This is a genomic window from Cytophagales bacterium, from assembly GCA_019456305.1.
Classification (GTDB): Bacteria; Bacteroidota; Bacteroidia; order Cytophagales; family VRUD01; genus VRUD01.
Window position 1 is genome coordinate 38,333 of sequence record VRUD01000021.1, and the last position, 16,292, is coordinate 54,624.

Genomic DNA, 16,292 nt, shown 5'->3' on the forward strand with positions numbered 1-16,292 from the left:
ATAAAAATCTCCCCTCCCTTGCTTTTTTAATTTTTTCTTAAACAAACATTCTGTTCGACAGACAAATAAGCATTTCCGTTTAACAGAAACATTTGTCTCCGATAGAGACAGGCGGGCTACAGTAGGTAACTGTCTATATGCCATTGCGGTTAACGAGAATATTCGTACTTTAGTGCTTTCAATAAGCGGTTGGTTTCGGGGTCGGGGATGTTGTTCTTAATCCGCAACGTATCATAGCCGCAAACCGTTAGTTTCAATCGAGAAAAGCAAACACTTTATTAAGCTTGAAAGCATCAGATTTATTCATTAAAGCGTTAGAAAACGAAGGTGTGGAATACATCTTCGGAATTCCGGGAGAAGAGAATCTTGATTTTTTGGATTCGTTGAAAGATTCCAAAATTAAATTTATACTCACCCGGCACGAACAAGGGGCCGGGTTTATGGCTGCAACTTAAACAATAATGACCCCCGAAAAACTCAAAGAAATAATACAACAGGGCGAAGGCATTGAAGTAGAGTTTAAAACCTCGCGGTCTCAACTTAGCGAAAATGCCTTTGAATCCGTTTGCGCCTTTCTGAACAGGCAGGGCGGTCATTTGATTTTGGGAGTGAAGAATGACGGAACGGCTCAGGGAGTGGATGATGGGCGGGTGCAGGATGTTATCAACAGCATCGTTACCAATGCCAACAACCCGCAAAAGCTGAACCCTACCTTTTACCTGTCTCCGCAAGTGATGGATTTTGAGGGTAAGAAGGTAATTTATCTGTATGTACCCGCAAACTCACAGGTACACAGCACCGCAGGAAGAATATTTGACCGCAACGAAGATGGCGACTTTGACATTACCAATAAGCCGGAACAAGTAACGCAACTTTACCTGCGAAAGCAAAACTCCTATTCCGAAAACAAGGTATTCCCCTACGTTGAGCTATCCGATTTTAAGCAGGAGCTATTTACCCGTGTACGTGCATTGGCGAGAAGCGAAAATACGGAACACGCTTGGCTTGAAATGAGCGATGAGGAAATACTCCGCTCTGCGAATTTATACCAAAAAGACCCGATAACCAGCAAGGAGGGCTATACATTGGCTGCGGTGCTGTTATTGGGCAACGACCAAACCATTATAGCTGCCCTGCCCCACCATAAAACCGATGCCATTCTCAGGGTGGAAAACCTTGACCGATATGACGACAGGGACGACATACGCACCAACCTTATTGAGAGCTATGACCGTTTAATGGCTTTCATCAAAAAGCATCTGCAGGATAAATTTTATCAGGAAGGGGTACAGCGCATCAGCATACGGGATAGGATTTTCCGTGAAGTGGTTAGTAATCTCTTAATCCACAGGGAATTTACCAACGCTTTTCCCGCCAAACTCATTATCGAGAAAGACAGGGTACTAACTGAAAACTGGAATCGTCCTCACGGTGCAGGGGCGATTGACCCTGCCAACTTTTCGCCATTTCCCAAAAATCCGAATATTGCCAAGTTCTTCAAGGAAATAGGCAGGGTGGATGAATTGGGGTCGGGAATACGCAATACCTTCAAATACTGTGGCATCTACACTGCCGGAACAAAACCGGAATTTATCGAAGGTGATGTATTTAAAACGATTATTCCTTTAAAGGCGGAAAAAGCTACTACCCAAAAGACTACCCAAAAGACTACCCAAATAACTACCCAAAACACACCGGAAAGGATTATTGAGTTGCTTACAGAGAATCCTGCTTTAAGTAGAAAAGAATTAGCTGATATTCTGGGAGATATTACAGAGGATGGCGTAAAATACCATCTTGAAAAGCTAAAAGAAGAAGGTAAAATAGAACGGATTGGCAGGACAAGGGGATATTGGAAAGTAATGCAGTAAGCTAAAAAACACATCAGGCATTATCGTAATATCCCCGTTGCTTTGCACATTGCCCCCCTCGTTCCTGCGGTGGCAAAGAGCAAAACCCCTCCACACGACTTTTCGGTAGATAGAAACAGTAGTAGAAAATCAAATAAAAATCTCCCCTCCCTTGCTTTTTTAATTTTTTCTTAAACAAACATTCTGTTCGACAGACAAATAAGCATTTCCGTTTAACAGAAACATTTGTCTCCGATAGAGACAGGCGGGCTACAGTAGGTAACTGTCTATATGCCATTGCGGTTAACGAGAATATTCGTACTTTAGTGCTTTCAATAAGCGGTTGGTTTCGGGGTCGGGGATGTTGTTCTTAATCCGCAACGTATCATAGCCGCAAACCGTTAGTTTCAATCGAGAAAAGCAAACACTTTATTAAGCTTGAAAGCATCAGATTTATTCATTAAAGCGTTAGAAAACGAAGGTGTGGAATACATCTTCGGAATTCCGGGAGAAGAGAATCTTGATTTTTTGGATTCGTTGAAAGATTCCAAAATTAAATTTATACTCACCCGGCACGAACAAGGGGCCGGGTTTATGGCTGCAACTTATGGAAGGTTAACCGGAAAGCCAGGTGTTTGTCTATCTACGCTCGGCCCGGGGGCAACTAACTTTACCACCCCTGCAGCATACGCTCAATTAGGTGCAATGCCCATGATGATGATCACCGGCCAAAAACCCATTAAAAAATCCAAACAGGGTCGTTTTCAGATTATAGATATTATTGATTTGTTTCGTCCCATTACCAAATACACCCGCCAAATAGTAAATGGAAACAACATTCCGGCAATGGTTAGAGAAGCTTTCCGTCTCGCAATGGAAGAACGACCCGGTGCTGTGCATTTAGAATTGCCTGAAGATATTGCTACCGAAGATTGTGATGAAAGAATTTTTAATACGGTAGGTTTCAGGAGGCCCGATGCCAATGAACTGGCAATTCAGGAAGCAGCAAAAATGATTGAAAATGCCAAAATGCCTTTGTTGCTAATTGGCGCAGGGGCCAATAGAAAAAGAACAAGCAAGGCATTAACTGACTTTATTGAACAAACCAGCATCCCATTTTTCAATACCCAAATGGGAAAAGGTGTTGTAGATGAGCGCCATCCCCGGTATTTAGGGACTGCTGCGTTATCTGATAATGATTTTATACACTGCGCTATCAATAGAGCCGATTTGATTATAAACATTGGACATGATGTAATCGAAAAGCCACCGTTTTTTATGGAAGAAGGCGGAGCCAAAGTCATTCATCTTAACTTTTTTCCGGCACAAGTAGATGAAATTTATTTCCCCCAGCTAAATGTGATAGGAGATATTGCTACTTCAGTAGAACAAATTGCATCACACATCACCGATAAAAGCAATTGGGATTTATCTTATTATCAAAGAATAAAAGAAGAGGTTGAAAGTCATTTAACCAAATATTCAGAAGACAGCCGTTTTCCTATCTTACCACAACGGTTAGTGCACATAATCAGGGAAGAATTACCTGATGACGGCATTGTAACTTTAGATAATGGAGTTTACAAAATTTGGTTTGCCCGGAACTATAAATCCTACCAACCCAATACATTGCTGTTAGACAATGCCCTGGCAACTATGGGAGCAGGCATGGCTTCAGCTATGTGTGCGAAACTAATTTATCCCAATAAAAAAGTGATCTCTGTATGTGGCGATGGTGGATTTATGATGAATTCGCAGGAATTGGAAACAGCAGTTCGTTTGGGATTGAATTTAGTGGTGATTATTTTAAACGATAGCGCTTACGGAATGATAAAATGGAAACAGGAAGAAATGGGGTTTGATAATTTCGGATTGGATTATAAAAATCCTGATTTCGTTATATACGCTGAAAGCTATGGCGCAATTGGTCATAAGCCAACAAGTGATGAAGACTTTAGGAAAGTATTAACCACTTGTTTAGATATGGATGGAGTTCACGTTATTGATTTATCCGTAGATTATTCACTAAATCATTCCATTTTAAATGTATTGTTAAAAGAAAAAACGTGTATCCTTTAAATATTGAAATAAACAACTATGCTACAAGTAACATCGCCTTACGATTTAAGCCTTATTAAAGAAATCCCATTAGTAGGGAAAGCAGAAGTGGAGAAAGCGCTCACCACTGCCTACGGTTTATTTCTTGACCAATCAAAATGGATTCCGGCACACGAGCGGATTGCCATTTTAGAGCGTACAGCAGAAATAATGAAAACCCAAATTGCAGCGCTAACCAAAACTGCTGCCCGGGAAGGCGGAAAACCCTATTTAGATTCTAAGGTCGAGGTTTTACGTGCAATCAATGGAGTGAAAATTGCCGCGGAACATATTGGGCAATTAAAAGGAGAACAAATTCCGATGGGTTTAACAAAAGCATCTGAAAACCGATTAGCTTTTACTACACGAGAGCCCATAGGGGTTGTTTCATCTATTAGCGCGTTCAATCATCCGCTCAATTTAATTGTTCATCAAACGGCAACTGCAATTGCAGCAGGATGTCCTGTAATAATTAAACCTGCCCTAACAACTCCTTTATCATGTTTGGCTTTTGTGGAAATACTTTCAGAAGCAGGATTGCCGGAAGGATGGTGCCAGGCAATTGTTTGTGAAAATGATGCAGCAGAACAATTGGTTACTGACCCAAGAGTAAATTATTTCTCTTTTATCGGTTCTGCAAAAGTTGGATGGTATTTACGTTCCAAATTATCTTCCGGAACACGATGCGCACTAGAACATGGTGGTGCCGCTCCCGTAATTGTAGAGAAAGATGCTGTTTTTAATGAAATGTTACCCGCTCTTTTAAAAGGGGGTTTCTATCATGCCGGACAAGTTTGTGTTTCCGTGCAGCGGGTTTTTGTTCATGAAAGTATTTGCGAAGAAGTTGCCAATCGGTTAGCAGAAATGGCACGTCAATTAATAGTCGGAGACCCAATGGATGAAAAAACAGAAGTTGGTCCGCTTATCTTGCCCGGAGAAGTTGACAGAGTGGAAGAATGGGTGAATGAAGCCGTTGATGGCGGGACAAAACTATTGTGCGGAGGAAAGCGAATCTCTGACACTTGTTATGAACCAACAGTCCTCTTAAATCCACCGACAAATGTTCGGGTATCAACACAGGAAATTTTTGGCCCGGTAGTCTGTGTTTATTCTTATTCAGACAGAAATAAGGCCATTGAAATTGCCAATAGTCTGGACGTTCATTTTCAGGCCTCTGTTTTTACCAAAAATATAGACGTAGCGCTTGACTGTGTAAAAAAACTTAATGCAACGGCTGTTATGGTAAACGACCATACTGCTTTTCGGGTGGATTGGATGCCCTTTGGAGGAAGAGATACTTCAGGTATTGGCATGGGAGGAATTCAATACTCCATGCAAGAAATGACAAGAGAAAAATTAATGGTGATAAAAGTAAAAGCCTAAAACTATTTATTCAAATGATTACAGTTTCGGATTTAAGAATTCAATTTGGTAAGAGAGTGTTGTTCCAGGATGTAAATATGAAATTTACAGCGGGAAATTGTTATGGAGTGATAGGAGCAAACGGTTCGGGAAAATCGACACTTTTAAAGGCAATTTCGGGAGAAATTGATACTGCTTCCGGACATATTATTTTGGGGTCTGGCGAAAGACTTTCTGTTTTAAGCCAGGATCACTTTGTCTTTGACGAATATTCAGTACTTAATACTGTTATCAAAGGGCACTCACAACTGTGGGATATCATACAAGAAAAAGATGCACTATATGCTAAACCCGATTTTTCTGATAAAGATGGTATTAAAACAGCCGTATTAGAAGAAAAATTCGCAGATATGGAAGGTTGGAATGCCGAAAGCGATGCTGCAACTTTGTTGAGCGATTTGGGAATAAAGGAAGAATTTCATTCTACTTTAATGAAAGATATGAGCGGGAAGAAAAAAGTAAGAGTTTTGTTGGCCCAGGCTCTTTATGGCAAGCCTGATAATTTATTGCTTGATGAGCCTACAAACGACCTTGACCTCGAAACTGTAATGTGGTTAGAGAATTATCTATCGAATTATGAAAATACTGTTTTAGTTGTATCCCACGACAGGCATTTTCTCGATGCAATAAGTACGCATACTGTTGATATTGATTTTCGGGAAATACAAATGTTTGCAGGAAATTACAGCTTTTGGTATCAAAGTAGCCAGTTAGCATTAAAACAGCAGCAAATGCAAAATAAAAAAACGGAAGAAAAGCGTAAGGAATTACAAGTATTTATTGCACGTTTTAGTGCAAATGCTGCTAAATCCAAACAGGCAACAAGTCGTAAAAAAATACTTGAAAATCTTAATATTGAAGATATTAAGCCTTCAACAAGAAAATATCCGGGCATTATTTTTAGTCCTGAGCGTGAAGTAGGCAATAAAATTCTTGAAGTTAGCGGCTTAAGTGCAAGTATTGATGGTAAAGTTTTGTTTAAGGATGTAGATTTTTATGCAAACAAAGGCGATAAAATTATATTCTTATCGAAAGACCCTAGAGCAATGACTGCTTTTTTTGAGATAATAAACGCTAAACAAAAAGCTGATGCAGGTACATATGAATGGGGACAAACTATTACCTCCGCATATTTACCTTTCGATAATTCAGAATTTTTTAGATCCAGGTTAAATCTATTCGATTGGCTTTGCCAGTTTACTACCGATACAACAGAACTTTATATTCGGGGTTATTTAGGAAAAATGTTATTTACCGGAGAAGATATTTATAAAAAAGTTGATGTTTTATCCGGGGGAGAGAAAATGCGTTGTATGATTTCTAAGATGATGCTTGTAAATGCCAATGCATTGGTGTTGGATACACCTACAAATCATCTCGATCTTGAGTCTATCCAGGCATTCAATAATAATTTAATTAAGTACCCGGGAAATATTTTTATGTCATCTCACGACCACGAGTTTATTCAAACAGTTTGTAACAGAATTATTGAACTTACTCCTAAGGGTATTATTGATAAAGTTATGGATTACGATGAATATATTGCGGATGAAAAATTAATGGTTTAAGAGAAAAAAGGTGCAAATAGCAGGAAAAGGAAACACTACGTGTTATATAGTTTATGATTATTCAAATAAATTTGATATATTTGCAAAGCAAATAGAACAGATATATACAAAGTTAAATAAATTATTTCACATATAAATCCAATTAAAATAAAACTACCATGGAACCTACAATAACTTACGTTACATTGATAGCAGGATTAGTTACCATTACCTGGTTTATTAGGGATGTGAGAAAACAAAACAGTAAATCGCTTAAATCAATAGACCAAACTCAGACGAGGCAAAGTGAAATATTGCTGAAAATAGAGGAAGGGCAAAGAAAGGGATTTGAAGTATTAGATCAAGGACAAATAACATTAGCAAAAATTCTTGAAAGAGTAGAAAAAAGCAGTGAAGCAACAGCTAGGATCCTTGAAAGAATAGAAAAAAAGTAAATTTTGAAACATTAATAAAAGATAAGGAAGAAGATTAAAATGGAGTACACATGGATTGAATTAATTGTTGGTTTTCTTGGTATAGCATTTTTGGTAGGTATTACCAGGTATTTCATCTGGGACTATCGTAAACATATCAAAAAATTGTTTCCTGATTTAGATGAGGAAGATAATTAAAATAATTCTTATATTTGCACTATGACTACATCTCAAACATACCATATGAAATGTACAGACACGGTGCACCGTGTCTCAACCACGCCCTCCTGAAACCCGCATGGGAGCAGAGAGAAGGATTCACCATTTCAACCTTAAAGACCATTTCAACCTTAAAGACCATTTAAAATGTTTAAAAACAGTATTTTTCTAATTATACAAACATTATTTGTCCTGCAATTATACGCCCAGGTACCTACCCCCGCAAAAGAACAAACAAAGCCAATGATCCTTACAGGAGGCACCGCCCATCTTGGCAATGGCAAGGTCATAGAAAACGCGGCAGTAGGATTTGAAAGAGGGAAAATTACAATTGTGGCAGACGCTGCCAAACTTCAAATTGACAAAAGCAAGTTTGAAGTTATTGACGTCACCGGCAAACATCTGTATCCCGGCTTTATAGCGCCCAACACAACACTGGGGTTAAGAGATATTGACCAGGTGAGGGCAACGCTTGATTTTGATGAGGTAGGCGATATTATTCCAAACGTACGTACAATAATTGCCTATAATACGGACTCGGAAATTATCCCAACGGTGCGGAGCAATGGCGTTTTATTAGCGCAGCCTACTCCAAAAGGTGGGCTTATTTCAGGCACTTCATCCATCGTTGAACTGGACGGCTGGAACTGGGAAGATGCAGCCTACCGGATAGATGACGGCATTCATTTGCAGTGGCCGAAAATGTTTACCAGTTCGGGCTGGTGGGCAGAACCAGGGCCTATAAAGAAAAACAAGAAGCGGGGCATGCAACTGGCTAAGCTTGAAAAATTTTTCCAGGATGCTGTGTCATATTACAAATCCAGACATGACATGTCTTCTGGAGTAAATTTGAAATTAGAATCAATGAAGGGTTTGTTTGATGGTAAAAAGACGCTGTTCATGCACACCAATTACAGCAAGGAAATTATTGAAAGCATCAAATTCGCTAAAAAATACGGTGTAAAGAAGATCGTCATTGTTGGCGGAAAAGATGCCTGGATGGTGGCTGATTTTTTAAAACAAATGGATATAGCGGTCATATTGTTTAGGATCCATTCCCTGCCTCCCAATAAAGATGATGATATAGACCTGTCTTATAAGATGCCTTATATACTTCATCAAAAGGGTGTTCTGTTCTGTCTTAATTATATGGGCGGTATGGAGGCAATGGGTCAGCGCAACCTGCCTTTTATTGCCGGTACTGCTGCGGCTTATGGGCTCACCAAGGAAGAAGCATTGATGCTGATCACCTCCAATACGGCTAAAATATTGGGCATTGACAAGCGTGTTGGCACAATTGAAGAAGGAAAAGACGCCACCCTCATCGTTTCAACCGGGGATGTATTAGATATCCGCACCAACAACATTGAGTATGCTTTCATCAGGGGCAAAAAAATTGATCTTGATAATAAGCAGAAGCGGCTTTACAGGAAGTTTAAGGAGAAATATATAAAATAATTTTAGTGGAGAATACCGGATTCGAACCGGTGACCCCCACGCTGCCAGCGTGATGCTCTAGCCAACTGAGCTAATTCCCCGGGAATAAATCTTGCAAATATAGCAACTAATTTTTACTAAAACATCTGTTCATGAGAAAGCGCTTATTTCCAATAGCGATCATCACATGTATGATAATACAAGCAGACGCACAGAATGAGTTGAAATTAGAGAAGAAGTATAATATTAGAGGCAATACAGGGATCAAGGGATATGACCCCGTGGCTTATTTTGTTAGTGATAAAGCGCAAAAGGGCTCGAAGAAGATTCAATATACCCATGATGGAATTATATACCGGTTTACTTCAGAGAGCAATAAACAATTGTTTATAGGCGATCCTGAAAAATACCTACCTGCTTATGGAGGATTTTGTGCCTATGGGGTAGGGCATGATGGTAAGAGATTTAATGTGAATCCAAAGGCATTCAAAATTATTGATGGGAAGAATTATTTGTTTTGGAGACGGTTTATTTATGATGCCATTAAAAGATGGGATAAAGATGAGGAGCAATTAAAAATAAATGCTGACCGGAATTGGAAGAAACTGTAGGAGCCCCCCTAAATCCCCCCAAAGGGGGGACTATTCCATCGCTTTTGCCAGCCCCTTTCCCTTTGGGAAGTGTGGTGGGAAAGTCCCCCCTTTGGGGGGATTTAGGGGGGCTGTTAGGGGGGCTCCAATACTCAATCAAAACGGTCTTATCGCTTTCACAAAAATTTCAAGCCAATATTTTGTAAACAAGCCGGCTTCTATTACACCACGACTGGTTGAGGCATGAATAAATTTTGCGTTATTATTATCCCTGACTTCAGTAACTAATCCAACGTGTGTGATCCTTTTGCTGTTTTTGCGAGCAGAAAAGAATACAATATCACCAGGTTTGATGTTTGTAATATTTACTTTTTTACCTGTCTCTTTCAGTTGAACTGAAGTGCGGGGCAGCTCTATATCTGCAGCCTTATATGAGACCCATACCAATCCTGAGCAATCCATTCCGGCTCTTGTAGTTCCGCCATATTTATAACCGGTGCCAATGTAAGAACGGGCGGTTTCTATTACTTTATTGATTTTTTCTGACGATTTATAAGATGATATTTTTATCTTTTTTTCACCTGGTGCACTTTTGCCGGAAATCGTAGATGGACTTTTACAGGCAAAAGTTAAAAACAATAGTAACAGGAAAATGAAAAATTGAAATAAATTCATAATTTTATACGAACTTAATCAATTAAATATGGAATTCAATAAACCTGCCCCTAAAATTATAGACAAGTTTAAAGAAATTGTTGGCAAGCAGTATGTTTTTACAGATGAGGAGCAACTTTTTGACTATTCCCATGATGAAACCGGAGACCTGTCCTTTCTGCCTGACGTGGTGATAAAACCACGTACATCACAAGAGATCAGTGAAATATTAAAAATTTGTAACGAACATAAAATTGCCGTGACACCCCGGGGAGCGGGTACAGGCTTGAGCGGAGGAGCATTGCCGGTACACGGTGGTATTTCTCTCTCTATTGAACGATTTAATAAGATCATTCATATAGATGAACAAAATTTCCAGGCAATGGTGGAGCCAGGCGTTATTACACAGGTATTTCAGGAAGCCGTTATTGAGAAGGGATTATTTTACCCACCCGACCCGGCCAGCAGGGGCTCATGTTTCCTGGGGGGAAATGTAGCTGAAAATTCCGGAGGCCCGAAAGCTGTGAAATATGGTGTAGTTAAAGATTATGTGTTGAACCTGGAAGTCGTATTGCCCAATGGAGCAATTATCTGGACAGGCGCCAATGTGCTTAAGAATGCTACCGGCTATAACCTTACCCAACTGATGGTGGGAAGTGAAGGTACATTGGGAATTATTACCAAAATAGTATTTAAGCTCATTCCCCATCCTAAACAAGATCTATTGATGTTGGTGCCTTTCCGTTCGGCTGAAAAAGCATGCCAGGCCGTTGCTGCGATTATGCAGTCAGGTATAACACCTTCAGGGCTCGAATTTATGGAACGTGACGCTATTATGTGGTCATTGAGATATGTAAAAATTGAAAACATTCCCACAAAAGATCACATACAAGCCTGGTTATTAATAGAAGTAGATGGTAATGAGCTCGAAATGTTATTTAAGGATTGTGAAAAAATTACAGAAGTAGTTGAGCAATTTGATGCCGGTGAAGTTTTATTTGCTGATACATCAGGCCAGAAAGAGGAATTGTGGAAAGTGAGACGCTGTATTGCAGAAGCTGTGAAGTCACGTTCTGATTACATTGATGAAGATACGGTTGTTCCCCGTGCCAAGCTCCCTATGCTGTTAAAAGGCGTCAAGGAAATTGGTAAAAAGTATCAATTTAATACCGTATGCTATGGACATGCCGGTGACGGTAACTTACACGTTAATATATTGAGGGAAAACATAAGTCAGCAGGATTGGAAGCAAAAAGTGCCTGAAGGCATACGTGAGATTTTCCAACTATGCAAATCTTTAGGCGGTACGATCTCAGGAGAACACGGTATAGGTTATATACAAAAGCCATATATCAATATCGCTTTAGATGATGTGCAGCTTGGTTTGATGCGCGGGATCAAAGAGCTGTTTGATCCAAAAGGGGTATTGAATCCGGGGAAGATATTTTGATTGGGGTAACGGTTTGCCGCTAAATACAGTGCGGATTTTAATCCTTCGTTCCTGTTTGTCAGCACATAATCGCAAATATACCAATTTTTCTTTATTTAAGATTTTCAAGATCGTTTAAATCTTTCAATCTGCCACTTGTTTTTTTATCAGTAAAACTAAAAGTTTTTTGTAGTCTTTGTCTATTACCATTGCTATCTGTTAGATATAAATTCCTGAGATATTCAAGGGCAGCAATTCTTTCTTCAGGTGTTTTTGTCTTCCAAAAGGCAAAATCTGAATTTTTATCTTTTAAAGAAAAGAAAACGATTTGTTTCTTTTTAGATTTCATTAACGTCCATGGCTATGTGCAGTTGCGGTTTAATTGCTTCGTACTTTTCCCCACTACAAAGATAAATAAAAAGTACAAACACTTGATGTTATTACGTCCACCGCAATTGCATATAGCCGATGTTAGCAACTGTAGCCTCCTTTCTACTATCTTTCAAAAACATTTTTCTTTCTCTTTTTTTATTCTGTTTTCTTGCCTAACGAAAAGTAGGGCAGGCAGGTTTTTCTTTTTCGGGAGGGGCAGCTATGCTCTTTTGCAATTTTGGGCTGTGGGTGGGCTTGAGCGAATTGCAAATGTGCATAGCTGCGAAGCGTATAATTGGTGATTAATTATTTTACCTTTATGTAGATATTGGAAAATAGGTAGTCGTATTTTACTTTACTGATAGTGATATTATTACGATTAACAACACCATTTATTGAATAGAACTTATCCAAAGAGTACTTATTCAACTTGATAGAAGAAACTCTTTCCGTGATCTCAGATTCGTTTAATGTAATGATATTTGGCTGAACCTTTGCCTGATGTATTAGAGAATTTAGTGCATCATCCGTAAGGTCAGTTATTGGCCTTATCCCATTCTCCACAACATACAAATCAAATCTGGCACCTGATCTATTTATTAGAAGATATATAAACGAATTAAGATTGGTTGCGTTGATATGTTTGATAATTTGCGAAGCGACTTTTAGTTTTCTTAGTTTTTGGTTTGTTGATTTGAAATTTTTAATCGCGTCCGTATTGTAGCTCAACTCTTCTATTCTTCGAGACCAATAGTTCTCCGCACCTTTAACAACTTCCTTTAAAAAGCGAGTTTTATACTCCTTACTGATATCGATTCCATATGCCTTCCTACCCATGTTACTTGCCAAAGCTATAGCTGAACCCGAGCCTGCAAAGGGATCCAACACGATATCACCTTTATTGGATGCAATAGATATGATTTTTTCAGCCAAGGCAAATGGAATGGGACAAAAATGGTCTTGTTTTCCATTACCCCACCCCCTGATTGGAGTTGTGTAATGCCACACATTGCTTGGAGCTTTACCACTAGGATTGTATCTCTCCGGGAATGAAAGCCACCATTTTTTCAGATCATTTATTTCACGAACACGGTCAATATTAAAAGTATATTTTTGACCCTTCTTAAAGAATAGAATATATTCAAATTGATTTTTGAACCTTCCTTTAGAATTCCAAGGCAAGTTCTTTTCTTTATCCCAAATTATCACTTCTTTTAAGTTCCATGTTTCCCCGTAAAGTTCTTGAAGTTTTCTATGTAGGTCAAAAGGGAGTGGTCTTATTTCGCCCTTTTTTTTGATAGTGTCTATAATTAGCCAGAACGTTGCGTTTTCATTCGCAAGTTCGTAGCACTGTTGAAAAACTCCTGCCACATCTTGAAGATATTCTTCATAGTTACTAGTGCCAAAACCGATTTGATCTTTCATCCCTTCGTAATCAAGCATGTCAAAGTATGGAGGAGAAGATATAATAAGATCAAGTGAAGGAATGCGGTAACGCTTTACTAAACTTGTCAAGTTTCGAGAGTTTCCAATGTAATATTTTGCCAATCCATTCATATTACTCCTTCGTAATATTGAGGGTAGTATTTATAAAATTGTACGTAAGACTTAATATCGGCTAACGATAGTTCTATCTTTAGGTTAAGCTCTTTAGAAACAAAGATTTTTTCCTTATCACTATTTGAATCATAATTCTTGTCACTTAATTTTGATTCTACATTACTAATTTCATTTTGTAGCATTTGAATCTTTGAATCCAAATAATGTTTCTCTTTATAAGTAATAAGTGGAATGTCAATATCTATAATCTCATCATTTATCCTTATGAACTGATTCTGCAAGATAGGAGTATTTTTAGGTTTGCAAAAAATACCTCCCAAAGTATACATTTTTGCACGATCAGAATATGTGAAACTAAATAGCTTATTAAAAGCTAGTTTCTCATATAACATTCTTTCCTTGAAAATGTTAATACATATGTGTTCAAGAAGTTTGGGGTAAAGAAGTGGCTCAAAAAATATTTCTTTTTTGTATTCGGGTTCAATATACTCACTGAACTGATCATTAAAAGCAATTTTTTCATCTTCGTCAAGTTCACCTTGAGCATCAATAGTAAAAACTAACAGGTCATTTCCCTTACAATGTTGGCTAAGAATCCCGAAATCTTCTAATACAATATCATTAAGTTCCAGATCATAGTCCATCCAAATTATACTATTGCTATTCCATGATCGACTGGATAAATATTTAGTAGAACGTTGATTATGAAATTGAATAAAGTCATAAGGTTTATTAAACTCAAATCTTTTTGGTGTGATTTTGTCATCAATAGAAATAAGTTTTTCTAAGTCCAAAAATTTGTGGAATAAAATGAAATCATAGTAGTAAATTGATCCCATTCCAATGTATTCATGGTCTTGAAGATTGTTAAAACCACTATATCCTTTAAGTTCCTGAAGTATTTCAATGATGATTTTTCTCTCTATCTGTTTCCTTGGCCGAAATAGATAATTGACTTTTTCAAAACTGGGTATTGTTTCTTTTGCAATCGCCATTATTTAATCTCTTTGAGTTTTACGTAATAATCGAATGACTCAATGCCTACCTGTCCATTGGTTGTTGCTTTCATGTGTCGTTTTACTTTTTCAACTAGTTCTTTGGGCTTTTGATAATTAATTATTGTTGTTGTTTTAGCCTTTTTAATTGGAGCAACAAATTCTATATTTTCGTTCCCAAGTTCTTCTAATGAGACTTTTCCTGTTTCTTCACTGTCATCTTTGATACTTTTTTCGAGACTATCACTACGTGATTTCTCATCTTTATATTTTGTCGAAAGATGGTCAATGACAGGTCTAGCTGTTTTAACCATTTCCTTGAGAACATGATTATAAATTTTGCTTTCTTCGTTTAATCCATTTTTGGAAGTATTTAAAGGGAGCATAGAGGGGTCATCAGCTTCTAAAAATACAAATCCTCTAAAATCATTATATATGGGGTGGTAATCTGGCAGCATCCCCTTACCAGCTTCCCAACCAGTAGCTGGCGTAGTGTCATCAACTAAAATTAGGCGATCATTAGTAAATATATTCCAGCCTCTTCTTCCTGAATGTTTTGCTTCAGTTCTTCCATGTTTTGGCTCTATACCACATATTATGTCAATACTCACATCTCCATATTGTTCCTTATATCGAGCTGGCTTGTATCTATCATCAGAGATGAACTCAATATTAAATGGTTCAATTTTTCCCCCATTTAAATAAATGGTTACATATTGTTCAATGATTCTTGTATACACTATATGAATTAATCTTTTTAATCGATCAAGGAATACATTGCTATCAAACTTCAATTTAATTTCTTCATTTAAATCTGTTATACTTATTCTAGTATAATTTTTCTTATTGTTTGGTTTTGATTTAACTGAATTTATTTCAAAATCCCAAACCTTATCCTTTTTCCATTCGTCTACATCAATATAGATCGTATTGGTGTATTTGCCATCATCAGTGATTATTTCAATTTTCTTACCTATTTTAAAGATTGAACGCTTCATTCCAATACCGTATAATCCAATCGATTTTTTTTCTCGCTTCAGTTCATCAACTCCGAATATGAATACGCGTTCTTTGAGTAATTCTTTTTCAATTCCTCCACAGGTATCATAAATCTCAAACTTGTTCTTATTAATAGTTAGCTTAATTTCTTTGCGGTTTGATATTTCATGACGTTTATAGCTGTCAATGGAATTATCCAACAAATCCATAATACAATCTTTTACATCAATATCTTGAGTCAAAATATCTATAAAAAAAGTTTTTGTCGTATATGATTTAGCTACTTCTTTGGCCATAGGTATGTAGTTTTATTTGAGATTTCAAAGATAATGCATTAATTCAATTTTTATCGGTAGGCAAACTGCAAGCTCTTTCAAATTTTGCTTTACCATTAAAAAGGGTGAACACTTCAAAGCAAAATTTGAATGTGCTTGCCTGCGTTGGCAAGAAAAACCTGCCTGCCCGGATTCTTTTGTACTAATGTCTTTTTATAGTCGTCTGTCATTTTTTATTTTTTTTGTCCCCCGCTTATAAAGAGCACTACAGTGTCAAGGGGGCTATTGTTGCTAACCAGAAGAATTAAATATAAAAGATGATGTTTATAAGTTAGTTTATGGGCATCTCTAAAAACTACATATTTTTTAAAACACACCCCTTGCCCCTCTTGATAGAGGGGAATGTATGGTG

Annotated in this window: 13 protein-coding genes, 1 tRNA gene and 1 pseudogene; 9 read left to right on the forward strand and 6 right to left on the reverse strand. The window is 37.7% G+C overall.

Going from position 1 to position 16,292, the window contains the following annotated elements; translation table 11 throughout:
- Positions 1 to 284 precede the first annotated feature (284 nt).
- From FVQ77_06345 to FVQ77_06375, 7 genes and pseudogenes are all read left to right on the forward strand, one after another.
- A pseudogene (locus FVQ77_06345) lies at positions 285 to 452 on the forward strand (acetolactate synthase large subunit).
- A gap of 9 nt (positions 453 to 461) precedes the next feature.
- A complete protein-coding gene (locus FVQ77_06350; GenBank protein ID MBW8049948.1) occupies positions 462 to 1,871 on the forward strand; it encodes a winged helix-turn-helix transcriptional regulator in 1,410 nt (469 codons plus the stop codon).
- Between the two features lie 417 nt (positions 1,872 to 2,288).
- A complete protein-coding gene (locus FVQ77_06355; GenBank protein MBW8049949.1) occupies positions 2,289 to 3,929 on the forward strand; it encodes an acetolactate synthase large subunit in 1,641 nt (546 codons plus the stop codon).
- An 18-nt stretch (positions 3,930 to 3,947) separates the two neighbouring features.
- A complete protein-coding gene (locus FVQ77_06360) occupies positions 3,948 to 5,330 on the forward strand; it encodes an aldehyde dehydrogenase family protein (protein MBW8049950.1) in 1,383 nt (460 codons plus the stop codon).
- 14 nt (positions 5,331 to 5,344) lie between these two features.
- The gene (locus tag FVQ77_06365) at positions 5,345 to 6,937 is read left to right on the forward strand and encodes an ATP-binding cassette domain-containing protein (GenBank protein ID MBW8049951.1); all 1,593 of its coding nucleotides are present in this window, start codon (positions 5,345 to 5,347) and stop codon (positions 6,935 to 6,937) included.
- A 158-nt stretch (positions 6,938 to 7,095) separates the two neighbouring features.
- The gene (locus FVQ77_06370) at positions 7,096 to 7,371 is read left to right on the forward strand and encodes a hypothetical protein (protein MBW8049952.1); all 276 of its coding nucleotides are present in this window, start codon (positions 7,096 to 7,098) and stop codon (positions 7,369 to 7,371) included.
- Positions 7,372 to 7,716: 345 nt separating this feature from the next.
- Positions 7,717 to 9,027 (forward strand): amidohydrolase family protein, encoded by a 1,311-nt coding sequence (locus FVQ77_06375; protein MBW8049953.1) that lies wholly within the window; start codon positions 7,717 to 7,719, stop codon positions 9,025 to 9,027.
- Positions 9,028 to 9,033: 6 nt separating this feature from the next.
- On the opposite strand, the gene FVQ77_06380 is transcribed toward FVQ77_06375, so the two are convergent.
- Positions 9,034 to 9,107, reverse strand: a tRNA-Ala gene (locus tag FVQ77_06380).
- A gap of 51 nt (positions 9,108 to 9,158) precedes the next feature.
- Here FVQ77_06380 and FVQ77_06385 point away from each other — a divergent pair.
- The gene (locus FVQ77_06385; protein ID MBW8049954.1) at positions 9,159 to 9,617 is read left to right on the forward strand and encodes a YHS domain protein; all 459 of its coding nucleotides are present in this window, start codon (positions 9,159 to 9,161) and stop codon (positions 9,615 to 9,617) included.
- 135 nt (positions 9,618 to 9,752) lie between these two features.
- Here the strand turns inward: FVQ77_06385 and FVQ77_06390 are convergent, their stop codons facing one another.
- A complete protein-coding gene (locus FVQ77_06390) occupies positions 9,753 to 10,271 on the reverse strand; it encodes an NlpC/P60 family protein (protein ID MBW8049955.1) in 519 nt (172 codons plus the stop codon).
- A gap of 28 nt (positions 10,272 to 10,299) precedes the next feature.
- Between FVQ77_06390 and FVQ77_06395 the strand changes: the two genes are divergently transcribed.
- Positions 10,300 to 11,700, forward strand: a complete 1,401-nt coding sequence (locus FVQ77_06395; protein ID MBW8049956.1) for an FAD-binding protein — start codon at positions 10,300 to 10,302, stop codon at positions 11,698 to 11,700.
- 91 nt (positions 11,701 to 11,791) lie between these two features.
- Here FVQ77_06395 and FVQ77_06400 read toward each other — a convergent pair whose 3' ends face one another.
- The 4 genes from FVQ77_06400 to FVQ77_06415 form a co-directional block, all read right to left on the reverse strand.
- Positions 11,792 to 12,028, reverse strand: a complete 237-nt coding sequence (locus tag FVQ77_06400) for a hypothetical protein (protein MBW8049957.1) — start codon at positions 12,026 to 12,028, stop codon at positions 11,792 to 11,794.
- Positions 12,029 to 12,357: 329 nt separating this feature from the next.
- Positions 12,358 to 13,608 carry a site-specific DNA-methyltransferase gene (locus tag FVQ77_06405; GenBank protein MBW8049958.1) on the reverse strand — a complete coding sequence of 417 codons (1,251 nt, stop codon included), beginning with the start codon at positions 13,606 to 13,608 and terminating at the stop codon, positions 12,358 to 12,360.
- The gene (locus tag FVQ77_06410; protein MBW8049959.1) at positions 13,605 to 14,606 is read right to left on the reverse strand and encodes a hypothetical protein; all 1,002 of its coding nucleotides are present in this window, start codon (positions 14,604 to 14,606) and stop codon (positions 13,605 to 13,607) included. Before FVQ77_06410 ends, FVQ77_06405 begins: the two co-directional genes overlap by 4 nt.
- Positions 14,606 to 15,901: a hypothetical protein gene (locus tag FVQ77_06415; GenBank protein MBW8049960.1), complete on the reverse strand. Its 1,296-nt coding sequence runs from the start codon at positions 15,899 to 15,901 to the stop codon at positions 14,606 to 14,608. Before FVQ77_06415 ends, FVQ77_06410 begins: the two co-directional genes overlap by 1 nt.
- Positions 15,902 to 16,292: the final 391 nt, after the last annotated feature.